The sequence below is a fragment of the Microbacterium sp. B24 genome (assembly GCF_000333415.1).
Taxonomy (GTDB): Bacteria; Actinomycetota; Actinomycetes; order Actinomycetales; family Microbacteriaceae; genus Microbacterium.
In genome coordinates this window covers 1-22,831 of the sequence record NZ_BADB01000522.1, presented here as the reverse complement: position 1 = coordinate 22,831, position 22,831 = coordinate 1, and the positions used below count along the sequence as shown (strand labels likewise).

40 protein-coding genes are annotated in these 22,831 nt (G+C 69.5%); all 40 read left to right on the top strand.

Annotation, left to right across the window (positions count from 1 at the left end):
• Positions 1-103: 103 nt before the first annotated feature.
• The 40 genes from I5I_RS15385 (at position 104) to I5I_RS15200 (ending at position 22,535) form a co-directional block, all read left to right on the top strand.
• A complete protein-coding gene (locus tag I5I_RS15385; protein WP_051039675.1) occupies positions 104-928 on the top strand; it encodes a hypothetical protein in 825 nt (274 codons plus the stop codon).
• Positions 925-1,170, top strand: a complete 246-nt coding sequence (locus I5I_RS15380) for a hypothetical protein (RefSeq protein WP_036321823.1) — start codon at positions 925-927, stop codon at positions 1,168-1,170. Before I5I_RS15385 ends, I5I_RS15380 begins: the two co-directional genes overlap by 4 nt.
• Positions 1,167-1,559: a hypothetical protein gene (locus I5I_RS15375; protein WP_036321822.1), complete on the top strand. Its 393-nt coding sequence runs from the start codon at positions 1,167-1,169 to the stop codon at positions 1,557-1,559. Before I5I_RS15380 ends, I5I_RS15375 begins: the two co-directional genes overlap by 4 nt.
• Before the next feature lie 247 nt (positions 1,560-1,806).
• Entirely contained in the window at positions 1,807-2,229 is a 423-nt protein-coding gene (locus I5I_RS15370; RefSeq protein WP_036321821.1) for a hypothetical protein, read from the top strand.
• On the top strand, positions 2,226-2,486 hold the full coding sequence (locus I5I_RS15365) for a hypothetical protein (protein ID WP_036321818.1): 261 nt from the start codon (positions 2,226-2,228) through the stop codon (positions 2,484-2,486). The genes I5I_RS15370 and I5I_RS15365 overlap by 4 nt, the downstream gene beginning before the upstream one ends.
• Positions 2,483-2,953, top strand: coding sequence for a hypothetical protein (locus I5I_RS15360; RefSeq protein WP_036321817.1), 471 nt, complete (start codon positions 2,483-2,485; stop codon positions 2,951-2,953). The genes I5I_RS15365 and I5I_RS15360 overlap by 4 nt, the downstream gene beginning before the upstream one ends.
• The gene (locus I5I_RS15355; protein WP_036321814.1) at positions 2,950-3,165 is read left to right on the top strand and encodes a hypothetical protein; all 216 of its coding nucleotides are present in this window, start codon (positions 2,950-2,952) and stop codon (positions 3,163-3,165) included. Before I5I_RS15360 ends, I5I_RS15355 begins: the two co-directional genes overlap by 4 nt.
• Complete coding sequence (locus I5I_RS15350) at positions 3,162-3,473, top strand: hypothetical protein (protein WP_036321805.1); 312 nt, start codon at positions 3,162-3,164, stop codon at positions 3,471-3,473. Before I5I_RS15355 ends, I5I_RS15350 begins: the two co-directional genes overlap by 4 nt.
• On the top strand, positions 3,470-3,856 hold the full coding sequence (locus I5I_RS15345; protein WP_036321803.1) for a hypothetical protein: 387 nt from the start codon (positions 3,470-3,472) through the stop codon (positions 3,854-3,856). Before I5I_RS15350 ends, I5I_RS15345 begins: the two co-directional genes overlap by 4 nt.
• A 27-nt stretch (positions 3,857-3,883) precedes the next feature.
• On the top strand, positions 3,884-4,099 hold the full coding sequence (locus I5I_RS15340; protein WP_036321801.1) for a hypothetical protein: 216 nt from the start codon (positions 3,884-3,886) through the stop codon (positions 4,097-4,099).
• On the top strand, positions 4,096-4,371 hold the full coding sequence (locus tag I5I_RS15335; protein WP_148285581.1) for a hypothetical protein: 276 nt from the start codon (positions 4,096-4,098) through the stop codon (positions 4,369-4,371). The genes I5I_RS15340 and I5I_RS15335 overlap by 4 nt, the downstream gene beginning before the upstream one ends.
• Positions 4,368-4,766 (top strand): hypothetical protein, encoded by a 399-nt coding sequence (locus I5I_RS15330; RefSeq protein ID WP_036321790.1) that lies wholly within the window; start codon positions 4,368-4,370, stop codon positions 4,764-4,766. Before I5I_RS15335 ends, I5I_RS15330 begins: the two co-directional genes overlap by 4 nt.
• The gene (locus I5I_RS15325) at positions 4,763-5,059 is read left to right on the top strand and encodes a hypothetical protein (protein ID WP_036321787.1); all 297 of its coding nucleotides are present in this window, start codon (positions 4,763-4,765) and stop codon (positions 5,057-5,059) included. Before I5I_RS15330 ends, I5I_RS15325 begins: the two co-directional genes overlap by 4 nt.
• A 235-nt stretch (positions 5,060-5,294) precedes the next feature.
• Positions 5,295-6,008, top strand: a complete 714-nt coding sequence (locus I5I_RS15320) for a recombination directionality factor (RefSeq protein WP_051039674.1) — start codon at positions 5,295-5,297, stop codon at positions 6,006-6,008.
• Positions 6,008-6,211, top strand: coding sequence for a hypothetical protein (locus I5I_RS15315; RefSeq protein WP_036321784.1), 204 nt, complete (start codon positions 6,008-6,010; stop codon positions 6,209-6,211). Before I5I_RS15320 ends, I5I_RS15315 begins: the two co-directional genes overlap by 1 nt.
• Positions 6,212-6,371: 160 nt before the next feature.
• Complete coding sequence (locus I5I_RS15310; protein WP_036321782.1) at positions 6,372-6,635, top strand: glutaredoxin family protein; 264 nt, start codon at positions 6,372-6,374, stop codon at positions 6,633-6,635.
• 153 nt (positions 6,636-6,788) lie between these two features.
• On the top strand, positions 6,789-7,169 hold the full coding sequence (locus I5I_RS15305) for a hypothetical protein (protein ID WP_051039673.1): 381 nt from the start codon (positions 6,789-6,791) through the stop codon (positions 7,167-7,169).
• A 168-nt stretch (positions 7,170-7,337) separates the two neighbouring features.
• Positions 7,338-8,417 carry a DNA cytosine methyltransferase gene (locus I5I_RS16150; protein WP_187289972.1) on the top strand — a complete coding sequence of 360 codons (1,080 nt, stop codon included), beginning with the start codon at positions 7,338-7,340 and terminating at the stop codon, positions 8,415-8,417.
• A 7-nt stretch (positions 8,418-8,424) separates the two neighbouring features.
• Positions 8,425-10,923, top strand: coding sequence for a phage/plasmid primase, P4 family (locus I5I_RS15295; RefSeq protein WP_051039671.1), 2,499 nt, complete (start codon positions 8,425-8,427; stop codon positions 10,921-10,923).
• Positions 10,924-10,937: 14 nt separating this feature from the next.
• Positions 10,938-11,399, top strand: coding sequence for a hypothetical protein (locus tag I5I_RS15290; RefSeq protein WP_036321780.1), 462 nt, complete (start codon positions 10,938-10,940; stop codon positions 11,397-11,399).
• 100 nt (positions 11,400-11,499) lie between these two features.
• The gene (locus I5I_RS17225) at positions 11,500-11,667 is read left to right on the top strand and encodes a hypothetical protein (RefSeq protein ID WP_187289971.1); all 168 of its coding nucleotides are present in this window, start codon (positions 11,500-11,502) and stop codon (positions 11,665-11,667) included.
• Entirely contained in the window at positions 11,664-13,529 is a 1,866-nt protein-coding gene (locus tag I5I_RS15285) for a DNA polymerase (RefSeq protein WP_036321778.1), read from the top strand. The genes I5I_RS17225 and I5I_RS15285 overlap by 4 nt, the downstream gene beginning before the upstream one ends.
• 169 nt (positions 13,530-13,698) lie before the next feature.
• A complete protein-coding gene (locus tag I5I_RS15280; protein ID WP_036321776.1) occupies positions 13,699-14,004 on the top strand; it encodes a DUF7169 domain-containing protein in 306 nt (101 codons plus the stop codon).
• Between the two features lie 210 nt (positions 14,005-14,214).
• Positions 14,215-15,024 carry a hypothetical protein gene (locus I5I_RS15275; RefSeq protein ID WP_036321774.1) on the top strand — a complete coding sequence of 270 codons (810 nt, stop codon included), beginning with the start codon at positions 14,215-14,217 and terminating at the stop codon, positions 15,022-15,024.
• On the top strand, positions 15,021-15,392 hold the full coding sequence (locus tag I5I_RS15270; RefSeq protein ID WP_036321765.1) for a hypothetical protein: 372 nt from the start codon (positions 15,021-15,023) through the stop codon (positions 15,390-15,392). The genes I5I_RS15275 and I5I_RS15270 overlap by 4 nt, the downstream gene beginning before the upstream one ends.
• A 46-nt stretch (positions 15,393-15,438) precedes the next feature.
• A complete protein-coding gene (locus I5I_RS15265) occupies positions 15,439-16,110 on the top strand; it encodes a SprT-like domain-containing protein (RefSeq protein ID WP_187289970.1) in 672 nt (223 codons plus the stop codon).
• A gap of 153 nt (positions 16,111-16,263) precedes the next feature.
• Positions 16,264-16,413, top strand: a complete 150-nt coding sequence (locus I5I_RS17220; RefSeq protein WP_187289907.1) for a hypothetical protein — start codon at positions 16,264-16,266, stop codon at positions 16,411-16,413.
• Positions 16,414-16,541: 128 nt separating this feature from the next.
• Positions 16,542-18,113 (top strand): recombinase family protein, encoded by a 1,572-nt coding sequence (locus tag I5I_RS15260; RefSeq protein WP_036321764.1) that lies wholly within the window; start codon positions 16,542-16,544, stop codon positions 18,111-18,113.
• 288 nt (positions 18,114-18,401) lie between these two features.
• Positions 18,402-18,833: a hypothetical protein gene (locus tag I5I_RS15255; RefSeq protein WP_036321763.1), complete on the top strand. Its 432-nt coding sequence runs from the start codon at positions 18,402-18,404 to the stop codon at positions 18,831-18,833.
• A 49-nt stretch (positions 18,834-18,882) separates the two neighbouring features.
• Positions 18,883-19,089 (top strand): hypothetical protein, encoded by a 207-nt coding sequence (locus tag I5I_RS15250; protein ID WP_036321762.1) that lies wholly within the window; start codon positions 18,883-18,885, stop codon positions 19,087-19,089.
• A complete protein-coding gene (locus I5I_RS15245) occupies positions 19,086-19,334 on the top strand; it encodes a hypothetical protein (RefSeq protein ID WP_036321760.1) in 249 nt (82 codons plus the stop codon). The genes I5I_RS15250 and I5I_RS15245 overlap by 4 nt, the downstream gene beginning before the upstream one ends.
• A gap of 211 nt (positions 19,335-19,545) precedes the next feature.
• The gene (locus tag I5I_RS15240) at positions 19,546-19,845 is read left to right on the top strand and encodes a hypothetical protein (protein WP_036321758.1); all 300 of its coding nucleotides are present in this window, start codon (positions 19,546-19,548) and stop codon (positions 19,843-19,845) included.
• Positions 19,842-20,279: a hypothetical protein gene (locus tag I5I_RS15235; protein WP_036321756.1), complete on the top strand. Its 438-nt coding sequence runs from the start codon at positions 19,842-19,844 to the stop codon at positions 20,277-20,279. Before I5I_RS15240 ends, I5I_RS15235 begins: the two co-directional genes overlap by 4 nt.
• Positions 20,276-20,470, top strand: coding sequence for a hypothetical protein (locus I5I_RS15230; protein ID WP_036321755.1), 195 nt, complete (start codon positions 20,276-20,278; stop codon positions 20,468-20,470). Before I5I_RS15235 ends, I5I_RS15230 begins: the two co-directional genes overlap by 4 nt.
• Positions 20,467-20,805 carry a hypothetical protein gene (locus I5I_RS15225; RefSeq protein WP_036321750.1) on the top strand — a complete coding sequence of 113 codons (339 nt, stop codon included), beginning with the start codon at positions 20,467-20,469 and terminating at the stop codon, positions 20,803-20,805. Before I5I_RS15230 ends, I5I_RS15225 begins: the two co-directional genes overlap by 4 nt.
• Positions 20,802-21,101 (top strand): hypothetical protein, encoded by a 300-nt coding sequence (locus I5I_RS15220; protein WP_036321747.1) that lies wholly within the window; start codon positions 20,802-20,804, stop codon positions 21,099-21,101. Before I5I_RS15225 ends, I5I_RS15220 begins: the two co-directional genes overlap by 4 nt.
• Positions 21,098-21,505 (top strand): hypothetical protein, encoded by a 408-nt coding sequence (locus tag I5I_RS15215; protein WP_036321745.1) that lies wholly within the window; start codon positions 21,098-21,100, stop codon positions 21,503-21,505. Before I5I_RS15220 ends, I5I_RS15215 begins: the two co-directional genes overlap by 4 nt.
• Entirely contained in the window at positions 21,502-21,711 is a 210-nt protein-coding gene (locus I5I_RS15210) for a hypothetical protein (protein ID WP_036321742.1), read from the top strand. Before I5I_RS15215 ends, I5I_RS15210 begins: the two co-directional genes overlap by 4 nt.
• Positions 21,708-22,313, top strand: coding sequence for a metallophosphoesterase (locus tag I5I_RS15205; RefSeq protein ID WP_036321739.1), 606 nt, complete (start codon positions 21,708-21,710; stop codon positions 22,311-22,313). Before I5I_RS15210 ends, I5I_RS15205 begins: the two co-directional genes overlap by 4 nt.
• A gap of 9 nt (positions 22,314-22,322) precedes the next feature.
• Complete coding sequence (locus tag I5I_RS15200; protein ID WP_036321737.1) at positions 22,323-22,535, top strand: hypothetical protein; 213 nt, start codon at positions 22,323-22,325, stop codon at positions 22,533-22,535.
• The last annotated feature ends 296 nt before the right edge of the window (positions 22,536-22,831 follow it).

The following is a 22,831-nucleotide window of genomic DNA, read 5'->3' as shown; positions in this document are numbered from 1 at the left end:
CCGTCCCTCGCCGCGCCGGCCGCCGCAACCTCGGGCAGTCCGGCCCCTCCTGGCGGCCTCTCCTCGTGTCCCTATTCCCCCGACACGAGGAGGCAGTCGCTACATGACGACGCCCAAAGTGAACACGATCAAGCGGCAAGACAGCCGCTTCTACGTGGAGCCGCTCAGCGGCGAAAAGTACCCCGGCGTGACGAGCGTCCTGAACATGCTGCCCAAGGAGTTTCTCCAGTGGTGGCAGGCCAAGATGGTCGCAACCGCGGCGGTCGAGGAGCTCGGCACGGTCGTGCAGATGACCCTCCGCGACCCGCAGGCCGCCATCGACCACCTCAAGGGCGCTGCCCGGCGCAACACCAAGGCCGCCGCCGACACGGGCACCGCCGCGCATGACCTCTTCGAGCGCCTCGCGAAGGGCGAGGACGTCGGCCGCGTGCACCCCGACCTCGTGCCGTTCGTCGACCACTTCAAGGAGTTCCTCGACGTCAAGCAGCCGCGCTTCCTCCACATGGAAGAGACGGTCTGGAGTGATACGCATCGCTATGCAGGGTCGTTCGACTGGATCGCAGAAATCGACGGCGAGGTCGTCTTCGGCGACTCGAAGACGACGCGCTCCGGCATCCATGAGGAGGTCGGCATCCAGCTCGCGGCGTACCGCTTCGCCGACTGCCTCCTCCGCCCCGACGGCACGCGCACGCCGATGCCGAAGACCACGGGCGGGGCGGTCATCCACGTCCGTCCCGAGGGCTGGCAGCTCGTCCCGGTCAAGGCCGACGAAGAGATGTTCGAGGTCTTCCTCCACCTCCGTGCGATCTTCGACTACGAGAAGGGCGGCAAGTCCGCCGTCGTCGGCCGCCCCATCGCGTCTGGCCCGAGCGAGGCCACGGCCGCCGCACCTCGTCGCCGGCAGCCGGCCGCTCGGCGGGCCGCATGAGCGCCGCGCGCGACCATATCACCGACATCCTCGGCCAGCGCGTCGAGGTCGGTGACCGCGTCGCCGCGGCGGTGACCGGCTGGCGCACCTCGTCGCTCGTCGTCGGTCGCGTCGAGAAGCTCACGGCGACGCGCACGACAGTGCGTCTGGAGAAGCGGACGGGCTACGCCTACGGTGACGTGTCCGTGGTCGACGACTCGCTCGGCCGCATCGTCAAGCTGCCCGCGGAGGTGACCGAGTGATCCACGGCAGCCGCGAAGACGTCATTTGGCTCGCCGGCCTCTGTGAGGGCGAGGCGACCTTCGACCTCCAGCGCGGAAAGTATCCGCGCATCCGCGTCGGTATGACCGACCGCGACACGGTCGGGCGCGTGGCGTCGCTTCTCGACACCTCGATCCGGCTCCAGTACCGCCCAGCGCCGGCATCGCCCATGTGGCACGCGGAGCTCCAGGGCTCCCGCGCCGCCGCCGCTATGCGCGAGCTCCTGCCCTTCATGGGCGCACGCCGGTCGCAGCGCATCGCCGAGGTGCTGGCGGCGGACACGTTCCGTCGCATCCCCGGTATCAAGTCGATGCCCGGCCCGATGCTGGCGCGCCCTCTGGGCATCGCCAAGCCGGCGACCGCGGCGTAGATGAGAGAGGCCCCCGACGAGCGCATTGCTCCAGTCGGGGGCCTCTGGCCGTCTTCCTCGTCTTCCCCAAGCTCGTCGGAAGACGTCCTTTGTCTCACCTAGATACTAGTTCCTCGACCTTCTCACGCGCAAACTGACTTGCGCGTGTCGCCCCCTCCTCGTGAGGGGGCTTTCTGCGTTTCTGGGCAGCTTGCGCGGAACTGGCGGCCTCCCCTCTCACAACCACCAGTGAGAGGAGTTGCTCCCCATGAGCACGCCCACCCCCATCGCCCGGAAGGACATCAAGCTCGGCGACATCGTCCGCGCCACGAAGGGCACCACCTCGGTCCAGAGCACGGTGAGCGATATGTCGCCCAGCCGCGCCTACCTCCCGGAGCTCTCCATCGGCGAGGCGCCCGACCGGACGACGCTCGCCGGCTACGAACGCCGGGGCTTCACCTTCGAGCTGATCAAGGCAGCGCCCAAGCCGCTGCCGACGGAGCCCGGCTTCTACATCCAGGAGCGAGACGTCGCCAACCCCGCCGCCGCGAGCGGCATCCGCCTCCTCCGCGAGGCCGGCCGCTGGTACTACACGAACGTGACTCACGGCGCGTGGGTCGCGGACGGGCTGGCCTCGGTCGCCCGGGCGCATGCAATCTCGCCGTTCGTCCGACTGGAGGTCGCCAAGTGACCGCGCCGAACACCTTCCAGCTCGCCATCCTCCGCGGCCTGAACACGACCGGTAAGCACGTCTTCGCCGGCATCGAGTCGGCCGAGGACCGCGCCGTCCGCCGTCGCCTCGACCGCGCGACCGCAGCCGCGAAGCTGCCGCGTAACCATGACGGCCGCCGCGCCCGGCTCCTGGCGCAGCGCAGCTCGCTCCGCGCAATCGCCCGCGGCATCCGTCGTCAGGGCGAGCCCGAGGTCTCCGAGGAGGTGGCCGCGTGACCGCCGACCGCTACTTCGTCACCGCAGCCGACGGCACCACCGAGCTCCGCGAGGTGCCCCTCCCGGGGCTCCTCCTGGAGGTCGTCCAGGCTATCGACGAGGACAAGGACTACACCGAGGCGCCCTACCGCGAGTACACCCGCGACGTCGCCAACGCCACGGTCGCAACGTCCAAGGTCGTGCCTGTCGAGGGAAGTGACGAGAACCTCCACAAGGTCGTCCTCGACATCGACATACCCGCCAAGCTCGTGCCGTCGAGCACGCCCGGCCACTCGCACCTCTACATCGACAAGGCGATGCCGTGGGGCGACTACGTCGACCTCCTCGAAGTGCTCACCGACGTCGGGCTGATCGAGCGCGGCTACTTCGACGCCAGCGTCGCCCGCGGCCACACCGCAGCGCGGCTGCCGTGGGTGAAAAAGGGCGAGCCGAAGCACCGCGGCGAACTGGAGGACTTCCCCCTGTGACCTCCTCGTCGTTCACCGCCCACATCCGCATCGCGAAGACGACCACCTCGCCCGCGACGAGCGGCGACCGCTACGGCCAGAACGCCAAGCCGGCATCGCGGGACGTCGAGGAAGTCGCCGACTTCACGATCCGCGGCGACTCCGTCGCTGCCGTCACGGCCAAGGCCGCCGCTCACCTCCAGCTCCTCAACCCCGAAGGGACCAACTCATGACCTCCGCCGTCATCATCCGTCAGGCCATCAGCTCACTGTCCAACGCGCAGCTCCGCGACCTCGTCGACAAGTCCGTGGCGGCAGACCCGAACTTCGTCGAGCGCCAGCTCGCGACCGTCCTGCGTCCCGACCCGGGCACCTCCGAAGCCCCCGCGGTCGTGATCGACGCGGACGGCGACCTCTGGTATCGCGCCGACGACGGGCTCTACACGATGACCGAGGGCGCTGCCGTCGGCTCGGAGTCGCTCGATGAGCTCCGCGACCAGTACGCGCCGGTTCGCGTCTACGTCGAGGGCCCGGTCCTGTGAGGGCCGCGACCTGGCCGGCAGACGTCAAGGCCGGCGCCCGCGTTCGTATCGCGAAGGTCGACGACCCGGCGCGTGACGTCGAGGGCCAGCTCGCCCGCGTCGACTTCGATGGGGAGCTCGTCCTCATGGCGCCCGTCTCGCACGGCGGCAGCCTCTACACCGGAGTCTTCCCGTCCACGCCGGGCGTGACCGTCACCGTCCTGCCGCCGCCTCCGCCGCAGCTCCCGACCGCCGCGGGCTACTACGTCGATACGGACGGGGACGTGTGGCGCATCCGGGACGAGGGTGCCAAGCCCTACTTCCTCGGCGAAGCCGACATCAACGACCCCGAGAGCTACCTCCCCTTCACGCGTCTCGTCCCCGAGACCTCGACAACCGACTGACCCGCACCTCTCCACGAAAGGCCCACCATGGCATTCCCCACCTTCAAGTCCAAGCCGCTCGGCGCCCGCCTGGTCGAGAAGGGCGAGGCCCTCCGCACCGAACAGGCGAAGAAGGCCGACGCCTCGCGTTCGTTCGCGACCCTGTCGGCCGGCGCCGCGCAGGACAGCACGACGGCCGGAGTCCACGCCGCCGCTGTCGAGCGCGCCATCGCGATCCTCGACGACGCGGGGGTCAGCCTGTGACCCTCAGCCTCCGCCCCCAGGTCCGGCCTCGCCGACCGCTCGGCCCGGTGCACCTCTACCCCGAGCCGCCGAAGAAGCTCGCAGCCGGCTCGCCGGTCGCGTCGAGCAACGGTCGCATCCACGGGAAGGTCAAGACCGTCCTGCCCGGAGACCGTTACCTCGTCGACTGGGAGGTCGAAGGCTCGACGGTCCAGTCCGTCAAGCCGCGCCGCGCGCTCCTCTCCCGCTTCACCTCCACCTCTCCCGACCCCAAGAAGGGCAACCGCTCATGACGTTCACATCCATCCGACAAGCCACCGATGCCACCGCAGGCGACATCGTCCGCGCCACGAAGGGCGAGACCGTTATCGTCGGCGAGGTCGAAGAGGCGCGCCGGGACTATCGCACGGTGAGTGTTGCCGGGCTGGATGTCCGGCTGAACACCCTCTTCGGCGAAGGCTTCACCGTCGAGGTCAAGCGGCAGGAGCCGCCCCTCCCGACCAAGCCGGGCTACTACGAGGCGGCCGACCGCTACCCGATGGGACGGCGACCGATGAAGCACCCGTACCTTCTCGCCGAGGACGGCAAGTGGTACGCGTCGTACAGCGGCGGCACTCAGTTCAAGCCGGAGAGCGTCGAGCACATCCGCAGCCTCGGCCGCCTCGTCCTCCTCGGGAGCAAGGCGTGACGGCGGCCGTTGCCACGGTCGAGCTCAAGCCTTCGCTCGACGCTGACGCCTTCGCGGCAGCCGTCCGCGCGGACCTGGCTGCCGGCCTGCGCAAGTTGGCCGCCGAGCTCGACCCGCCCGCTACGTCGCCCGCTCCGCTCCCCCGCCTGCGCGACTCCGACGGTGACATCTGGACACCCCTGGAGAACGGCCTCTACCGGGCGGCGGGGTCGCATCTCCAGTTCATGCCGGCTCGCCCTCGCGCAGAGGTAGAGCGCACCTGGGGACCGGTCCGCGAGCTCCCGCCCGCGTGATCGAAGACCCGGACCCGGAGGCGCTTGACGCCTACGAGCTGGACGATCCGAAACACCCGCAGTACACCCCCACGCTCCTCGACCGCACCGAGGAGTAGCAACCCGACCCCCGCCCTAGCACACGCTCGGGGCGGGGGTCAAGTGCTTTCTGGGCAGACGCTCCCCTACTGGCGGCCTTCCCTTTCGTCCCCATCCGAGCGGCGCACAACGCCGCCAGACGAAAGCACATCACCATATGGCACTCAAGGTATTCGGCACCGACCCCGCGACGCAGCCGAAGCTGCGTCAGTCCTTCGCGGACGACGTCGTCGGTCGCTTCCGCGCCGGCCACTCCGTGAACGGGCGACCCGCCTCGCTCGAAGAGTGGCGCGTCACGACCGGCGACCCGGAGGTCGCAGCCAAGGTCCACGAGCTTCTGGGCGGCGACGCCCCGCAGAAGTTCGAGACCAAGGGCGAGGACGACATCGAGGTCTTCACGGCATCCGCCGAGGTCGACATCGTCATCGTCAAGCCGATCCGTCAGCGCATGGTCTTCTGGTCGCGCGCCAACAAGCTCGTCTACGCGACGGACGGCGAGTGGAAGCTCGACGACTCCGGCAACCCGACGGATGAGCCCGACCCGGACGCCTCGCTGAGCTTCGCCGAGCGCAAGCAGAAGGGGCAGGACGGCCTCGGCCCGGTGCCCGACACGGAGCTCTACTTCCGCCTCGCCGCCGACCCCGACCTGGGCATCTTCAAGTTCCAGACCGGCTCCTGGGGCCTCGTGCGCGACCTCGCCTACGACGGCACCGAGGACATCCTCGCCGACGCTCTCGCCGATGGCGACGGCAAGGCGTCCGCTGTCCTCAAGCTCGTCCCCACGAGCTTCGTGGCGAAGAACGGCCCGCGCGCCGGCCAGACCGTGAGCTTCACGAAGTCGGCGATCACCGACATCAAGGCCGCGGCGTAGTGGCGCCGTTCTTCTCCGTCGGTGTGACGACCGTGAACGGCGGCGCGGGCCTCGGCCCCGTCGTCGTTCAGGCCGCGAACGCCGACGCAGCGCAGGAGCGCTTCCTTGAGCGCGAGCAGACCACCATCTTCGACCTTTCGCAGTCGGGCCTCGCGGCCTGGACGATTCAGGAAGTCGTCGCGGATGACGAGCCCGACGCCTGACCTGGCGTCGCGTATCCACATCTCGCCGGCCGTCCTCGTGGGCGGCTTGCTCCTCGTGCTCTGCGCGCTCGCTGTGCTGATCCCGTAACACCGTCCCCCTCTGGCCCCTGCCCGGCATTCCGCCCGGGCGGGGGCCTACGTGTCTACAGAAAGACCCCGCATGAACCCCTCGCGTCAGATCACCGTTTACACGAGCCCCTCCTGCGTCCAGTGCGCGATGACCAAGCGCAAGCTCGACGAGCTCGGCGTCCATTACGCGGTCGTCGACCTCGCCGTCCCCGAGCACGCCGAGGCGCACACCTACGTGACCGGCGTCCTCGGGTACAAGGCCGCGCCCGTCGTGGCCGTCTACCTCGGCGCGGAGAACGACCTCGCCGACCATTGGCAGGGCTACCAGCCGGAGAGGCTGGAGGCGCTGGCGTGACCTGGATTCACCCGGTGCCTCCGCTCTCGGGTTGGCGCTATCACCTTGCGCGCGCCCGCTTCGTCTTGCGGCTTCGTAACCCTCTCGCCTGGCGCCTCGCCGTGCTCGTGGGACTCGCATACTCCCCATCGGTCGCACTGGCAGGGCCCCGACATGGCTAGCCCTTCCAAGGCCAAAGGCACCCGCTGGGAGTCCGACCTCGTCAAGCACTTCACGGCAGCGGGCATCCCGGCCCGTCGTGTCGCGCAGTCGGGCGCTCTCGACGTCGGTGACCTCCACGGCATCGAGCCGTTCGTCGGCCAGGCGAAGAGCTACCGGGACATGGTCGCCGCGTTCCGAGACGGGGTCGCGGGCGCCAACGTGCAGGCCCGCCGCGCCGGCCATCCGTTCGGTGTCGCCTTCGTGAAGCGCCCCGGCAAGGGCACGGCCGACGGCTACGCGGTCATGGACGTCGAGACCTACACACGCGTGCTCCAGCACATCCGCGACGCCGACGCTCGCCGCCCCGCCTGCCGCCGCGTGCACGTCAACTAGCGGGCACCTGGGCGTCGACTGGCGGCCTTCCTCGGCATGACTCCAAATCTCATCGCCCTCGACCTCTTCGCTGGCACTGGCTGGGGCGTCGCTAGTCGGCGCCTCGGCATCGCCGAGCATGGCGTCGAAATCATGCCCGAGGCCGTCGCCACCCGCGAGGCAGCAGGTATGCCCACCATCTACCGCGACGTGTGGGACGGCCTCCTCCCTCGGACGTTCCTCTCCGCTGACGCCCTCGCCGTGCTCGATGCATACAACCTCCTCATCGCCTCGCCGCCGTGCCAGACGTTCTCGACAGCGGGTAAGGGTGCGGGCCGGAAGGCGCTCGAAGACGTCCTCGGCTTGATCCGCTCCCGCGCGTGGGCGCTGCCGGATGACGGCCTCCGCCGCGCCGCTGAGAAGGCTGGACTGGACGACCGCACGGCCCTCGTGCTGACGCCTCTGGCGTACGTCTACCGCGACAAACCCCGGTATGTCGCGCTGGAGCAGGTGCCGACCGTCCTCCCTGTCTGGGAGGCGATTGCCGTAGTTCTCCGCGAAGAGTTCGGATACTCCGTCGCGACGGGCATCGTGAACGCGGAGCAGCACGGCGTACCGCAGACGCGCCGCCGAGCGATCCTCGTGGCGCGCCGCGATGGCGGCGTGGCCCGCCTTCCGCGGCCGACGCACTCGCGCTTCTACCCGCGCGACCCGCAACGCCTCGACGAGGGGGTCGCCAAGTGGGTGTCCATGGCCGAGGCGCTCGGCTGGGTCGACGTCGCCGCCGAGGTTCGTGCGCGGGTCAACGACCAGAGCGGCACGCCCTATGACGCGGAGTGGCCCGCGAAGCGCCCGGCTCTGACTGTCGCCGGTCGCGACCTCGTGCCCCATCCGGGTGCGACCGCCAACCGCTTCAACGGCTCGACCAAGAGCCGCAACGACGGTATCCGTCTGTCAGCGGAGGAGCTCGCTGCCGTGCAGTCCTTCCCTCCCACGTGGCGCGGCCTCACGAACCGACCGGCCCCCACGATCACGGGCGGTGGCACCGAAACCGGAGGCGCCGAACCCATCGCAAAACTCGCGCGCTACACCTCGCAGCCCGACTGGGTGGGGAGCACCGAGCGCCTGACGCCCGCGGAGGCCGCGACCCTTCAGACCTACCCCCGCCCGTTCCCCTTCCAGGGCACCAAGGGGAAGCAGTTCCTCCAGATCGGCAACGCCGTCCCGCCGCTTCTCGCCGAAGCCATCCTCCGCACCTTCATCGACTAGGAGCCCCATGCAAACCCTCTCCGACCTTCTCGACCGCCTGGGCGGCGTGGAGGAGACCCCCGACGGTTACCTCGCAACGTGCCCGGCACACGCCGATTCCCACGCCTCGCTCCGCGTCACGACCGGCGACAAGGGCAACGTCCTCGTCGCGTGCCGCGCGGGCTGCAAGACGCCCGACGTCATGGCAGCACTCGGCATGACGATGCGCGACCTCGCGCGCCTCGGTGTCGGCGATGACGTGCCGAAGGCGAAGCGGGCGACCGCCGCCCTGCCGGCCACGCCCGCGGCCATCGCCTCGCTCGCGATGCGCCTCGACGGATACGCCGCGGCTCTCATCGGTAACCCCCTCGCGGGCGAGTCGCCTGTCGCCGAGGCATACGCCTACGCCTCTGACCGCTTCGGCCTCGCCCCCGAGGACATGACCCGACTCGGCCTCGGCTACGTGGACGACATCGGCGGAGGCCCGCGCCTCGTCGTCCCCTTCCGCACGCCCGAGGGCGTCGCGCGCAACTTCCAGGCTCGCGCTCTGGAGGCCGATGCAGCCGTCCGCTGGCAGGGGCCGAAGTCACCCGAGGGCGGCTCGTGGTCCCCGCTCGGGTGGTTCCCCGGTGAGTCGGGCTGGCCTGAGGTGCTCGTGTGCGAAGGCCCCGGCGACGCTCTCACGGGGGCGGCGCTCGGCTACGACACCATCGGCATCGCTGGCGCGTCTCGCGTCGGCAACCCCGCCATCATCGACGAGGTCGCCGCGTGGATCGGAGACCGTGAGGCTGTAGTCGCGGGCGACGGTGACCCTGCCGGCCGTCGATTCTCCGCGACGTTGGCGAAGGGTCTCGCCGACCGCGACATCCGCGTGCGCGTGCTGAATGTCGGCGACGGTCTCGACCTCACCGACTGGCGCGCTCAGAACCCGGGCGCATTTGCACGTGAGGTGATCCGCGCCATCGCCGCCGCCGAGCCCGTCGAGTCCAAGGCTGCCGCCCTCCTCGCGTGGGACGAGTCCCGCTACTCGCTCACCGACCTCGGCGGTGCCCGCTACCTCCGCGACTACGTCGAGAGCATCGACTCGGGCGTGCGCTACACACCGGAGGCCGGCTTCCTCCTCCTCGACGGCGGCGTCTGGCGCCCTGACGAGCGGCAGGCGATCCGCACACACGCGCAGAAGGTCGCTGACATCGTCAAGCGTCTCGCCATCGAGGCGGCCGTCATGGCGAAGTCCGCGTCGGAGGACGATCAGGCGCCGAAGAAGCGGGCCGCCCGCTTCCAGCGGTACGCCGCGCACGTCCAGACGACGCGTGGCATCGACTCGATGCTTCGCGAGCTCCAGGCGGTCCAGGGTGTTCCCGCGGTCCTCGATGACTTCGACCGGCACCCGGACCTTATGGCCGTTCGTAACGGCGTGCTCGACCTGCGCACGGGCGAGCTCCAGCCGCACGACCCGACTCTCCTCCTCACCCGCCGCCTCGACTTCGACTACGACCCGAAGGCGAAGGCGACGCGATGGGAGGGCTTCCTCGGCGAGGTGTTCCCGGACGAGCCCGGCATGCCGGCCTACATCCGGCGCCTGATCGGCTACGGCATCACCGGGCACACCGTCGACCAGTGCTTCGCGGTCCTCTGGGGTACGGGCGCGAACGGCAAGAGTGTCCTGACCGACACCCTGACTGAGGTGTTCCGCGAGTTCACCGTGACGACGCCGTTCTCGACCTTCGAGGAACGACCGAGCGGCGGCATCCCGAATGACCTCGCAGCTCTCAAGGGCGCCCGGCTCGTCATGGCATCCGAGGGAGAGGCCGGCAAGCGGATGGCCGAGGCCGTGCTCAAGCGGGTCACTGGCCGCGACCTCATCGCCGCGCGCTTCATGCGCAAGGAGTTCTTCGAGTTCCGGCCGACGTTCCTCCTCCTCCTCGCCACGAACAACAAGCCGCAGTTCCGCGGGCAGGACGAGGGCCTCTGGCGCCGCGTCAAGATGCTTCCCTTCGTCAGGTACTTTGCGCCGGACGAGCGAGACACTCGGCTCGGGCAGAAGCTCCTCGACGAGCGGCAGGGCATCCTCGCCTGGGCTGTCCGCGGTGCAATCGAGTGGTACGCGCAGGGCCTCGGCGATCCGGCCAGCGTGACGGCCGCGACCAAGGAGTATCGCGAGCAGTCGGACGTCCTGGAGGGCTTCCTCCCTGGTGAGTTCGCCGCTGACCCCGAGGCGCAGATCGAGGCGACCGTCCTCTTCCGCGCCTTCCAGGAGTACGCCGACGAGCACAACCACCGCGACCTCAAGGGTTGGAGCTCACGCGCGTTCTACGGCGCCCTCGGAGAGCGTGGCTTCCCCAAGCGCAAGACGCGCGGCAAGTGGGTCATCGACGGCATCCGCCGCTCACGGGCGGTCGACCGCATCGCCGAGAGCGAGCTCGATGAGGACGTGCCGAAACTCGCGCGGGCAGCTTCCGCCCCGCTGGCGGCCTCTCCCTCCGTACCCACCATCAAGGGCGTCGACCTCAACGACGTCATCTAGCAGGAAGGCCCACCGTGGCACGCATCGACAACCTCTACATCGTGACTGAGCGCCCGTATTACCGATCGGGCGGCGCCAAGTTCTACCTCGACGCCCGCGACGAGCTCGGCGCGAACGCCCCCAAGGTCGGCGACGCCGTCCGCATCGACGAGCCCTACACGGACGCCGACGGCGACTACGAGATGCGTAATGGCGCGGCAATCTCCGCGGATGTCGTGGTGAGCGTCGAGCGGATCGTCTCGGCGTACCGCGCCGCGCAGGACACGACGACGCCGGAGGAGCCGCTCGCCGACTGGGAGCGCGAGCTTCTCGGCGTCGAGGACAAGCCGAAGGCGAAGCCGAAGGTCTCCGGTGACGCCCGGGCCCTCTCGGTCTCCGCCGTGGCGACCGAGCTCTACGAGCGCACGGACCTCGACGGCGAAGCCATCGACCTCGCCATCGCCTACGCGCTCCTGCGCACCGAGGGCATCCTCTAGCCCCTCCCTTCCCCCGCAACACGCCCCGCCCCTTCGCTGCCGACAGACCGAAGGGGCGGGGCTCGTCGTCGTTTACACGCGCCCCGAGCGCTGGAGAGCCATGATCCGCACCGACCGCGCGCCGCACACGCACATCGCGCAGACCACAGACATCGTCCCGGGCTGCCCCGCGTGCCGCCTCATCCGGCCCGCCGTGATGACCCGCACCCTCTACCCCTATCTCCCCGCCGTCGTCGGCCCCCTCCCCTCCCCCGAAGGCGCAGCATGATCACGCACACTCACGTCGTCTCCGGCGACCTCTGCCACGTCCACATGCCGGAGCGCCGCGACGAGCTCGATGGCTTCTGGGCGTTCTTGTCCCGCGGCGACAAGGTGATCGGCCTCGACACCGAGACAACAGGCCTCGACATCTACGGTGCTGCCTTCGGCGTCCGCCTCGTGCAGTTCGGAAACGCGCTCGAAGCGTGGGTGCTCCGCGTCGACCTCTTCCGTGAAGCCATTGTCGCCGCCCTTCGACAGGACCGCGTCTTCGTCATCCACAATGCCGAGTTCGACGTGCGCGTCATCGACCGCCACCTCGGCGTCCGCATTGAGGAGCTCGCCTCCCGCGTCGTCGACACGCGCATTCTCGCCCACCTCCTCGACCCACGACAGCCGCACGAAGGCGGCGCCGGCCTTTCCCTCAAGCCGCTGTCGGCGATCTACGTGGACGACGCCGCACCCGACACACAGGAGGGCTTGCACGCGGTCTTCCGCACGATCCGCAACCCCGAGACCGGGAAGCTCTGCACGAAGGACAACGGGTGGCGGTACATCCCCATCGATCACCCGACCTATGTGCTCTACGCCGGCCTCGACGTCATCCTCGTCACTCGTCTCTTCCACGAGCTTGCGCCCCTCATCCGCGACCTGGCGCTGAATGACCTGTCCAAGTTCGAGCATCACCTTTCCGCGCTCCTGTCGATCATGGTGCGCAAGGGCATGCGTCTGGATGTCCCGTACACCGAGGGGCTCGTCGGCACACTCGGTGACGAGGCGGCGACCTTCCGACAGAAGGCCGCGCGCTACGGCGTCGAGAACGTCAACTCGACCGCACAGATTGCCGCCGCCCTCGTCGGCATGGGCGAGACGCTGACGGAGACGACCGACTCCGGTGCGCTCAAGGTCGACAAGGGCGTGCTCCTGCCGCTCGCCGACCTGGAGATGCGCACCTGGGAGCGCATCGGCGCTCGCGAGCCGAACCCGCTCGCCGACGCGGTCGTCCGCGCCAAGCGCGCGGAGAAGTGGGCGACCAGCTACGGGCAGGCGTTCCTCGACCTGCGTGACAGCGACGACCGTATCCACGCCAGCATCGGCGGGCTGCAGGCGCGCACCGCCCGCATGTCGGTCTCTCGCCCGCCGCTCCAGCAGCTTCCCTCGTCGGACTTCATGGTGCGCCGCGCCATCGTCGCAGACCCCGGCAACGTCTTCATCTCCGCCGACTACGACCAGGTCGAGCTTCGTGTGCTCGCCGCACTGGCCGACGTGAAGGCGATGAAACAGGCGATTATCGACGGCGTCGACCTCCACGGCTACACGGCAGCACTCATCTACGGCGACGCGTTCACGAAACCACAGCGCTCCCTATCCAAGGGTGTCGCGTTCGGCAAGGTCTACGGCGGCGGGGCGACGACCCTGTCGCGGCAGACCGGCGCGCCGATTGACGATGTGCGCCACGCCATCGCCGAGTATGACCGCGTCTATCCCGAGGTGAAGAAGTACGCCGCCCGCCTCCAGCGGCGCGCCGAGTTCGGCAAGCGCGAGGTCGTGACCGTCTCGGGCCGACACCTGCCGCTCGACCGCGACCGCCTCTACGCGGCCCTGAACTATGTGATCCAGTCGACCGCTCGTGACGTTGCCGCCCAGGCAATCGTCGATGCATTCGACGCCGGCCTCGGCGACTACCTGCGCCTCGTGATCCATGACGAAGTCCTCGCCGAAGCCCCGCAGGCAGAGGCCGAGGACATCGCGCGCGAGCTCGGCCGCGTCATGACCGGCCCGTTCTACGGCGTCCCGCTCACGGCGACCGGTGACGTCACCGGCCGCAACTGGGGAGCCGCCTACGGCGCCGACCCGCTGGCGGGTTGGTAATGGCCGTCGTCGTCATGCCTCCCCTCGGCGCCCTCGTCGCGACGATGGCGATGGCTCAGCGCCAGCGAGACCTCCTCCCCTGCCCGTCGTGCGGTGGCGACCGCCTCCGCACCGACTTCACCGGCTCCGGCCGGTGCCATGCCCCTCTCCCCCGAAAGACCCCCATGCCATGACGCTCTCCCACCGCGACCTCTTCGACAACCTCGCCGCCGCCGCGGGCCACGCCGCCAAGTCCCTCGTCGCCTCCTCAGCGATCCAGTGGCAGCCCGGCGCCCGCCTTCGCGGCGAGGGCGGCGGCAAGTCGAGCGGCACGGTCAGCGACCCGACCTTCGCCGTCGTCAGCGACGCGCGACGGCTCAAGGTGCGTGCCGCTGTGGTCGCCGCAGAGCGCGACCTCGACCGCGCCGCCCGCGTTCTGAGCGCTCGCGCGCGGCAGCTCGACCTCGCCATCGAGGCGCACGAGGACGCCGACTAGCACGACCTTCCGACACGCCAGATGAGCAGACACGCGCGAGGCGCCTCACGCGTGTTACTGTCATCGCACCCCAAGCTCGCACGGCCTACGGCGTAGGCGCGCGTCTATTCGTCGCGCCCTCGCCGTAGGTCCGCCGCGTGTGCGTTTGCACGCGAGGCGTTACTCGCGCGTGCTCGGGCCCATCCAACAGAGCACACGAGAGGAAACGTCATGCTCACCACCGCCATCGCCCGCGTCTTCACCGCCCCCACCCGCCCCCTGGAGCCGCTCCCCCTGGAGGTCGAACGCGAGCTCATCGCCGCAGCCAAGCTGAGCGATGAGCGCGCCTATGAGGCGCTCATCGACCAGTACGCCCCCGCAATCCGTAAGGCCACGCAGCGCGAGCACCGCCGCCTCCGCGACTCAGGCGTCGACATCGACGAGGTGCGCTCGCTCGTCCTCCTCGGCTTCGTCGAAGCGGTCGCGACCTGTGAGGGGGAGCGCCTGGCCGGCAACATTCGCCCTGCCATCGCGCGCACCATCGACGCCGAGCTGCCCTCCCCCAGCGCCGTTACCGTGCCGGCGCGCACGATGTCCCGCTTCATGGCCGTTCTCGCGGAGGCCGGGGGCGACATCCAACTCGCGGCGGAGCTGGCGCCATCCATGGACCTGTCGGTCGAGACGTTCCACTCGGTGCGCGAGGCGCTCCGGTCGTGGGACTCGCTGGAGGGCCTGACGGAGGACGGCGAGGAGGGCCACGGTCACGGCCGCGACCTCGACGCGGCCTCGGCGATCCTCACCGAACGGGGCTATGCGAGCGTGGAGGCCAAGGCCATGTGCGCAGCGGCCTTTGCCGCCATCGCCCACGACGAGAAGGCCACGCTCGTCGTCCGCGATGCCTACGGCTTCTCCGACTACCGCCCCCTGTCCGACGCCGAGGTTGCCGAGCGGCGCGGCATGTCGCGCTCCGCCGTGCAGCGCACGCGAACCGAAGCGCTCGGCACCATGCGCCGCGAGCTGGGCGTCGAGGTCTCCGCGTGAACGATCACCTTCGTGTAGGCCACCACGTCATCACGCCCGACGGCGTGGGCTTCATCCGTGACCGCTCGACGCGAGGCGGCTACATGGAGCCGATCATCACCGAGCGCGTCGCTGTAGTGTTCCGCGACGAGCCGACGGAGGACGCACCCCTTGGGCGAACACGTTGGTATCTCGCGGAGGAGGTTCGGCCCAAGCCGGCGTCGGGGCCCCGGGAGTCGGTTGAGGCATTCATGACCCGCAAGTCGTCGCCGACGTGGAAGCCGCCTAAGCGCAAGTTCCAGTCGCCCGGCATGCGGCCTGTTCGCAAGCTCAAGGACGATGCCTTTGAAGTGCTCATGCGGGAGATGGGAGCGTCTCGTGTCTCGTGAAACACGCCTAGTTGCGTGTGCGTTTACACGCGTCTATGCTGAACACATGACGAACAACCGCCGCAGACCCGTGACCTCCATCGACCTCGCTCCCGCTCGACCGAGCCGTGACGCATCACTCTTCGCACAGCACTTCGCTACGCGCGAGCAGTGGCTCGTCGCCGCCGTCGAGCAGCTCCGCCCCCTCTTCGCCGAGCTGGGCCACGAGCTCCCCGTCGTCCGTGTGTCGGTTGGCTGGGGCTCGTCCCGCGCCGCCGCGACGCTGGGCGAGTGCTGGCACCCGAAGAGTGCGACGGACGGCATCGGCCAGGTCTTCATCGCTCCCTCGCTCGACGACACCACGCGCATCCTCGGCGTACTGACCCACGAGCTCGTCCACGCCGTCAACCACGCGAACGACCAGAGCGGGCACGGCGCCCCGTTCGCTCGCATCGCGAAGGCGCTCGGCCTCGAAGGCAAGATGACCGCCACGACCGAGAGCGACGAGCTCAAGGCGAAGCTGGCGGCCATCGGCGAGCGCCTCGGCGCCTACCCTCACGCAGCGCTGACGATGAACGCGGCCGGCGACGACGGCGCGAAGAAGCAGGGGACGCGGATGCTCAAGGTCGCCTGCGCAGAGGGGTCGGGCTACATCGTCCGCATGACCCGCAAGTGGCTCGACGAGTTCGGCGCACCCTCCTGCCCTTGCCACGGCGATCAGATGGCGGAGGCGGCGTGATCAATCCCGACGACCTCGGCCCCCTTGGCCTTCCCCTCGCGGGCCTGGCCTGGGGAGCGCTCCTCCTCCCCCATATCGCCGCGCGCCTACGTGCTCGACGCGTAAGGCGCTCGGCGCGATAGCATCGACCGAACACCGAAAGGACCGCACCGCATGGCTGACCAGTTCAAGACCAAGACCGTCCGCACCGAGCGCCAGGCTGAGAAGCTGATCCGCAAGGGCTGGGAAGTCGTGTCGTCCACCTCAAGCGGCACTTGGCTGACTGGCAAGCGCACGGTCATCATCCTCCGCACGCCGCGCTAAGTCGCCGGAAACTCGAAAGCCCCCGCTCTCCTCTTGGAGGGTGGGGGCTTTTGCTTGTCGCCGACACGCCCGTTGGTAATAGGTCATGCTAGATGTATTCCATACGACCTATTGCTAACCTTCCACGCATGACGAACGCCAAGAACAAACGTCCTCGGGCCGTGCTCTACTCGCGACTCTCGCGTTCAACCATCGAGTCTACGTCGATGACGGGCCAGCGCGACGACCTCTACACCCTTGCCGAGCGAGAGGGATGGGACATCGTCGCGGCCTTCGACGATGAGGGTAAGAGTGGAGGGCGCAAGCGGGAGAACGCCGAAGAGGCCCTGCGCATGCTTCGCGACGGCGAGGCCGATGTGCTCGCCGCCTACAGCGTCGACCGGTACAGCCGGCAGGGCATCGGCGAGGACGCCGAGGTCATTCGAGTCATCGACCGTCGCGAAGCACAGGCGCGACGTGGCGAGCTGCCGCCCGCACTCGCCTACTTCGCCCGCGAGGGCATCCGCTCCGACTCTGGGAGCGACTGGCGCCTGCGTTTCGCGCTCTCCTCCGAGATGGCTAAGGGTGAGCGGGACGTCATGGTGTCGCGGCGGAAGGCGTCGATTGCACGTCTCCAGGAGGCGGGACGATTCACCGGTCGCGGGCCGGCACCCTGGGGCTACCGCTCGGCGCCGAACCCTGCCGGGGGCGGGCGCATCCTCGTCGTCGACCCGACGGAGGCCGCCGACATCCGCGCCGCCGCTCAGCGCCTCATCGACGGCGAGAGCGCGACGGCGGTGTCGAAGGCTATGACCCGCGCGGGCGTGCCGACCCCGCGATCCCCCTACCGGCTGGCGCTTCTCAAGGGGGAGCCTCTCGACGGCGACCTCGCGCGCGGCTTCTGGGCGGTGCCGAGTCTCATCCAGGCACTCTCATCGCAGTCCTTGCTCGGCCGTATCGCCCGCACCGGCCGCAATGCCGACCCTCACGCAGCGAGGTACGGCTCCCCCGTGCTCGACCGCGACGGCCTCCCGCTCCAGGCGTTCGACCCCATCCTCACTCTCGACGAGCACCTCCAGCTACGTGCCCGGTTCTCGCACGGCGAGGGGCGCGGCCGGCAACGGACACGCAAGGCGGCACGCCTCGGCTCCGGCCTCGTCTTCTGTGGCGTGTGCGACTTCAAGGTGTACGTGGTCTCCTCCCAGGGGCACGCCTACTATCGGTGCTCCGCCGAGGCGCGCGGCTCCCTCGCCCACCCAGGCGGCCTGCGCGTGAAGGCCGACATCGTCGAGGCCGCCATCACGCAGGAGTACCTCGGCGCCTTCGGCCGCCTGCGCGCGGTGCGGTACGTCGAGCGCGACACGGCGCCCGCACTGACCGAGGGCGTTGCGCAGCTCACCGAGCGCATCCAGTCCTTGAGTGCTGCCATCGCGGCGCCGGGGGCCGACGTGCTCGCGCTTGCCCCCGAGATTGCCGACCTCCAGCAGCGGCGCGACGCTCTCCTCGCCGCGCCCGCAGAGCGCACGGTGCATCGCGAAGAGCTCGGCGGCACCTGGGCTGACGTATGGGCCTCTTCGGACGTAGACGCACGGCGTCGTTACCTATCTGATACTTACGACCACTTCCTCCTCTACCCTGCCGACCGCAGCCCCAGAGTTTCAGGGGTACTCAAGCCTTCACGCGACGAGGCGCCGGAGTACTACACCCCTGCGCCGGCCTGAGTGGCGAGCGACGCGACGATATATCGGGTTAGTGTCTTCTAATGAAAGACCCAGGCTGGACTACGCCGGGGACGAAGGGGACACTTCAAGCGTCCCTTCCTTATTCCTCTCTCTAGTGCTTGCTCGCTAGTAGAAGGAATAGAGAAGGGACGCTCAAACCGTCCCTTCCGTCCCTCTGGGCCTCAGCAACCCGGACAGCGCCGTCCAGCCTGGACCTCCGCCCTTCCCCCCATGACGTCCCCGAAGCGTCGTGCGGGCAAGGTGACCCCCCGCAGGAGCGAAGCCAGCATGCCCCACTCTCTCGTCGAGGTCGCCGCGCGCCATTTAGTCGCCGACGCCCGCACGATCACCGCCGACCGCCACCCGTGGGCGCACGATGAAGATGGCGTCATCGTCGGCCCGCTCCTCTCTGCATACTTCGCCGCCACCGCGGACCTCTACGAGTACCTGATCGACACCGAGGGAGGTGTCGGGGCCTCGGTCGAGGCGACGGCCATTCTCGCCGGCCTCGCGAGCCTCCTCCCTGCGCCACCCGAGGGGCTGCCCGAGGTGACGCTTGGCGACTTCGACAGCCGCGCCGACAGCATCGTGGAATGGTTTGCGGCAGTGCGCGACGCTCGCACGCTCGGGCTGCCGAGGATGTCGGGGTCCGTTCCGATCCCCGTCTCGGCCACCCTCGACGACGAGCCGGCGCCCATCCGCGTCGTGGGACACGAATAGACGCGCAAGGCGCCTTGCGCATGTAGCCTCGCGCGAGTAGCGTGGGGCCATGACGAACACCACCGCACCATCGCCCACCCGTCCCGTCGCGCCGCTCGTCGGCATGCACTCTCGTCGTCCGCTGACCGCGGATGCCGTCGAGAAGCACGTCGCCAACGTCGAGCGCGGCGGCGGCTTCGCCTTCTACCTCGCCGTCCTCGACAAGGTGCCCGGTCAGCTCTGGGAGCGCGCCGCTGAGGGGCGGCGAGTCGCATGACCATCGACGCCACGCCGAACCCCGAGAGCGAGCTGCCGGCGCGTGACCTTCGCCCCGGCGACACGTTCCGCCTCGGCGCCCCTGACGGCGCCCTCGTCGAAGTGATCCGCGCCTACCGCGTGACCGCGACGACGCCGCCCATCGAACTCGCCATCCGTCGGGAGGGCTCCGCGCGCGTCGCCAACATCACGACGACGGCGCTCGATGCCCTGGGCATCTTCGAGCACCGGAAGGCAGCCGAGTGACCGCCCTCCTCGCCGTGGCCGCGACCCTCGCGCTCGCGCTGGCGCTCACTCTCGGGGCTATCGCCGTCCTCCTCATCCGGCGCCGCCGCGCCTAGTGGGCAGCGGTCGCCCTACTGGCGGCCTTCCCTCTCACCAACACTCTCCCTCCCCTGTCCCGGGCCTCACGCAAGACGAGGCCCGGGACGGGCCTGTGCCGGGAAAGGCAACCCCTATGGACCCCCTCCTCTACTTCGTCCTCGTCTGCGTCGCGGCTGCCGCGTGCTTCCTGGTCGGCTACTACGCACCCTCGCCCGCCGCCCTCGCCAAGCGCACCGCTGACCGCTGGCCTCACCTCCAGAACGACGAGTTGCGCCGCCTCTTCGATCAGGCGGTCGCAAAGGCCAAGTGGCAGCACGAAGCCGGCTACCACGACAGCGCCCGCGGCTCGCACCGTCGAGCCCGCCGCTTCGCCCGTGCCCTCGCCTCCCGCGGCGTCGCTGTGACCGCGGCTTACGAGCGGCCCGCCGCGTGACCCTCACCTTGCCGCCTACGACCCGCAGCATCCCGATCACCATGCACATCGACGCTGCCGACGACCACGACGAGCCCGGCGAACGCCGCGTACCCCACGAGCCCCGCTCCGCGCGCGACCGCGCCTTCGGCCTCCCGGTGATCGAGGAGCCCCGCACGGACTTCCAGGTCTTCGCGGATGCGGTCGCCGCGCTCCGCGACGAGCTCGCCGCAGCCCTCAGCATTCCGCCGCTCGTGGAGCGCGTGGCCGGCTTCCTCGACCTCCTCGCCACCCGGCGCGCCCGGCGCATCGCCTATCAGGTGTCCGCCTATCAGCGGGGCATCACCTCGGCGGCTGCCGGCATCCCCCTTCGCTTCGTCGCTGACTACGAGTGGCGCGAGCGTCACCTCGTCGAGCCCTACGCCCGCATCTCAACCCGAAAGGCCCTCGCATGACCTCCGCCCAAGCCCTGCCCGGCGACGCCGCCCACGATGACGGCATCGCGCGCGCTGTTCGCGCGGTGGAAGCGGTCATCGCTGAGCGCGACGACGCCCTCGCCAAGCTCGCCGCTATCGCCACCATCGTCAACGACCCGACCATCCCTGTGTCGACCCGGCTCCTCCGCGCCAGTGAGACCCTCGCATGACCTCACTGGCCGACGCTGCCCAGCGCAAGACGCGGGCGCACTCTCGACTGATCGAGGCGACGAAGCAACTCGCCGACGCACACCGCGAGTATGAGACCGCATGCGCGGAGTTCCGCGAGGCTCAGCCGGCGACTGCCCCGCGCCCCTTCCAGGTCGGCGACGTCGTCAAGCTCGGGCCGAAGGCGCAGGAGCTCCACGACGTCATCTCGCGGCGCTACGGCGCGGGGCGCATCCGTATCCGGCAGCACTCCACGCGCGTCCCCCGGGAGGTCGCGGTCTCGCGTCTCGTGCTCGTGCGCGCCGCGGATGCCGACGAGGCGGGCCCGGGCGCATGACCGACCCTCGCTATGCCCGCTGGCGGGCCTACGCCGAGTCCAACATCGCCACGGGCTCCGGCAGCGTGCCCTTCCTCTCGTCCTCGGCGACCGTCGAGCTCCTCGACGTGCTCGCGCGGACCGAGGCCAAGCTCGACGCTGTCCGCGTCGCAATGGCTCCCGAGGCGACTGTCGCGGCCCTGGCCGCCCGAGGCTTCGACCCCACCTCTGACGGTCCCCTCGACCTCCCTTACCTCACCGCGTTCGCCGAGTACTCGGTCGAGCGCACCGCCACAATCCGAAAGGCCCTCGCATGATCCGCAAGACCCGCACCAAGATCGCCGCCGCCATCCTCGCCCTCGGCGTCGCCGCCGCCGCTCTCACGGGCTGCACCTCCGACGCCAAGAAGGCGAGCGAGAACATCTCGACCGCGGCCGACAACTTCGAGGTGCAGCGCCTCATCGTCGGTATCAACGCGATCACCGACAAGGTTCTGTTCTCCGTCGAGGGCCGATGCTCGATCGCTCGCGACGGCGACCTCGTCGTGACGTGCAAGCACGGCGAGAACGACTACCGGAAGCACTACCTCGGCCTGTCCGACAACGTCACCTTCATCTCGACGCAGCTCGAAGGCATCGACGTGTCGGTCTACCACACGCGCATCATCCTCAAGCCGGAGAACATCCTCCCGGGCTTCGACCTGAGCGTGGGCCGCCAGTGACCCGCCGAGCCCTCGCCGCGCTCGGCGCCGTCGTCCTCGCCGCCACGTTGGCCGGGTGCGCGGCGACGGGCGCCGAGCAGGGTGCCTCAACGGACGCCCTGCGTCAGGAGTCGATCACCCTCCAGGATGGCCGCACCGTCCAGTGTGTCGTCTACTCTGCGCCCTACAAGGGCGGTCTCTCGTGCGACTGGGTGGGCGCCCGATGACCGGTCGCGTCTTCTACACGTCCGACCTCCACCTTGGGCACGAGAACGTCGCCACCCGTCATCGTGGCTTCGAGTCCTCGGGCGACCACGACAACGCCTTCGTCGACATGTGGCTCGACACGGTCGAGACCGGCGACACGGTCTACGTCCTCGGCGACGTCGTGGGACGCACGCGCGACGCTCGCTACGCCCTGGCGCTCCTCAGCGGCCTCCCAGGCACCAAGCACCTCGTCGCCGGCAACCACGACCCGGTCCACCCGATGCACCGCTCGACGTTCGCGAAGGACATGCCGGCGTGGCTGGAGGTATTCGACACGGTCGCGCCATTCCTGCGCCGAAAGCTCGTCGGCCGCGAGCTCCTCCTCTCGCACTTCCCTTATGCCTCGTGGGGCGAGGGGCCTGCGCGAGGTGGGGCCGAGGCGGCTCGCTATCCGCAGTACCGCCTCCCGGACCTCGGCACTCCGCTCCTGCACGGCCACACGCACGGCGCGGAGCGCGCCCACGGGCACAGCCTCCACGTCGGCCTCGACGCGTGGGGCGGCAAGCTCGTGCCACAGGAGACGGTGATCGAGTGGCTGTCGGGTGTCCCCGCCCCGGCGTAGCCTGCCGGCATGGACCCTCGACCCGGCGCCAAGCTCGGCCCTCCCGACGAGCGCCTGGAGCTCCTCTACCTCCGCGCGGGGTCGGAGCCTCCGGGGGCTCGTCCGCGTCGTGATGGCGTCGACATCACCGACCGTCCCGACCTCTGGACGCCCTATCAGCGGATGCAGCGCGAGGCTTACGAGGCCCGCGTCGCGAGGTATCGACGGGATGGCCTTCTCTAGTTGCGTGAGTGTTTACACGCGTGTAGACTGAGACCACAACAACAGAGAGGAGGTGGAATGTCCGAGATTGTGGACAACGTGGTCAAGCTGATCACCGCCACCGCAGCCCTCATCACAGCCCTCGCGCTGTGGCGTAAGGCTGGGGAGCGGAAGAAGGACTGACCGCGAGGGGCCGGAAGTAGAACTAGTACCTCCGGCCCCACCGTCCATCATCGGACCTCAACCATGACCAAGGCAATCGGATACTCGGCCGCCGTCGTCGCGCTCGGCGCGGCAGCCCTCGCTTTCATCGCTGG

What these genes read in the sequence shown, in the direction of transcription:
- I5I_RS15385 (WP_051039675.1), top strand. Translation starts at nt 104, where the DNA reads ATGACGACGCCCAAAGTGAACACGATCAAGCGGCAAGACAGCCGCTTC.
- I5I_RS15380 (WP_036321823.1), top strand. Translation starts at nt 925, where the DNA reads ATGAGCGCCGCGCGCGACCATATCACCGACATCCTCGGCCAGCGCGTC.
- I5I_RS15370 (WP_036321821.1), top strand. Translation starts at nt 1,807, where the DNA reads ATGAGCACGCCCACCCCCATCGCCCGGAAGGACATCAAGCTCGGCGAC.
- I5I_RS15350 (WP_036321805.1), top strand. Translation starts at nt 3,162, where the DNA reads ATGACCTCCGCCGTCATCATCCGTCAGGCCATCAGCTCACTGTCCAAC.
- I5I_RS15340 (WP_036321801.1), top strand. Translation starts at nt 3,884, where the DNA reads ATGGCATTCCCCACCTTCAAGTCCAAGCCGCTCGGCGCCCGCCTGGTC.
- I5I_RS15330 (WP_036321790.1), top strand. Translation starts at nt 4,368, where the DNA reads ATGACGTTCACATCCATCCGACAAGCCACCGATGCCACCGCAGGCGAC.
- I5I_RS15320 (WP_051039674.1), top strand. Translation starts at nt 5,295, where the DNA reads ATGGCACTCAAGGTATTCGGCACCGACCCCGCGACGCAGCCGAAGCTG.
- I5I_RS15310 (WP_036321782.1), top strand. Translation starts at nt 6,372, where the DNA reads ATGAACCCCTCGCGTCAGATCACCGTTTACACGAGCCCCTCCTGCGTC.
- I5I_RS15305 (WP_051039673.1), top strand. Translation starts at nt 6,789, where the DNA reads ATGGCTAGCCCTTCCAAGGCCAAAGGCACCCGCTGGGAGTCCGACCTC.
- I5I_RS16150 (WP_187289972.1), top strand. Translation starts at nt 7,338, where the DNA reads ATGCCCACCATCTACCGCGACGTGTGGGACGGCCTCCTCCCTCGGACG.
- I5I_RS15295 (WP_051039671.1), top strand. Translation starts at nt 8,425, where the DNA reads ATGCAAACCCTCTCCGACCTTCTCGACCGCCTGGGCGGCGTGGAGGAG.
- I5I_RS17225 (WP_187289971.1), top strand. Translation starts at nt 11,500, where the DNA reads ATGATCCGCACCGACCGCGCGCCGCACACGCACATCGCGCAGACCACA.
- I5I_RS15285 (WP_036321778.1), top strand. Translation starts at nt 11,664, where the DNA reads ATGATCACGCACACTCACGTCGTCTCCGGCGACCTCTGCCACGTCCAC.
- I5I_RS15280 (WP_036321776.1), top strand. Translation starts at nt 13,699, where the DNA reads ATGACGCTCTCCCACCGCGACCTCTTCGACAACCTCGCCGCCGCCGCG.
- I5I_RS15275 (WP_036321774.1), top strand. Translation starts at nt 14,215, where the DNA reads ATGCTCACCACCGCCATCGCCCGCGTCTTCACCGCCCCCACCCGCCCC.
- I5I_RS15265 (WP_187289970.1), top strand. Translation starts at nt 15,439, where the DNA reads ATGACGAACAACCGCCGCAGACCCGTGACCTCCATCGACCTCGCTCCC.
- I5I_RS17220 (WP_187289907.1), top strand. Translation starts at nt 16,264, where the DNA reads ATGGCTGACCAGTTCAAGACCAAGACCGTCCGCACCGAGCGCCAGGCT.
- I5I_RS15260 (WP_036321764.1), top strand. Translation starts at nt 16,542, where the DNA reads ATGACGAACGCCAAGAACAAACGTCCTCGGGCCGTGCTCTACTCGCGA.
- I5I_RS15255 (WP_036321763.1), top strand. Translation starts at nt 18,402, where the DNA reads ATGCCCCACTCTCTCGTCGAGGTCGCCGCGCGCCATTTAGTCGCCGAC.
- I5I_RS15250 (WP_036321762.1), top strand. Translation starts at nt 18,883, where the DNA reads ATGACGAACACCACCGCACCATCGCCCACCCGTCCCGTCGCGCCGCTC.
- I5I_RS15245 (WP_036321760.1), top strand. Translation starts at nt 19,086, where the DNA reads ATGACCATCGACGCCACGCCGAACCCCGAGAGCGAGCTGCCGGCGCGT.
- I5I_RS15240 (WP_036321758.1), top strand. Translation starts at nt 19,546, where the DNA reads ATGGACCCCCTCCTCTACTTCGTCCTCGTCTGCGTCGCGGCTGCCGCG.
- I5I_RS15230 (WP_036321755.1), top strand. Translation starts at nt 20,276, where the DNA reads ATGACCTCCGCCCAAGCCCTGCCCGGCGACGCCGCCCACGATGACGGC.
- I5I_RS15225 (WP_036321750.1), top strand. Translation starts at nt 20,467, where the DNA reads ATGACCTCACTGGCCGACGCTGCCCAGCGCAAGACGCGGGCGCACTCT.
- I5I_RS15220 (WP_036321747.1), top strand. Translation starts at nt 20,802, where the DNA reads ATGACCGACCCTCGCTATGCCCGCTGGCGGGCCTACGCCGAGTCCAAC.
- I5I_RS15215 (WP_036321745.1), top strand. Translation starts at nt 21,098, where the DNA reads ATGATCCGCAAGACCCGCACCAAGATCGCCGCCGCCATCCTCGCCCTC.
- I5I_RS15205 (WP_036321739.1), top strand. Translation starts at nt 21,708, where the DNA reads ATGACCGGTCGCGTCTTCTACACGTCCGACCTCCACCTTGGGCACGAG.
- I5I_RS15200 (WP_036321737.1), top strand. Translation starts at nt 22,323, where the DNA reads ATGGACCCTCGACCCGGCGCCAAGCTCGGCCCTCCCGACGAGCGCCTG.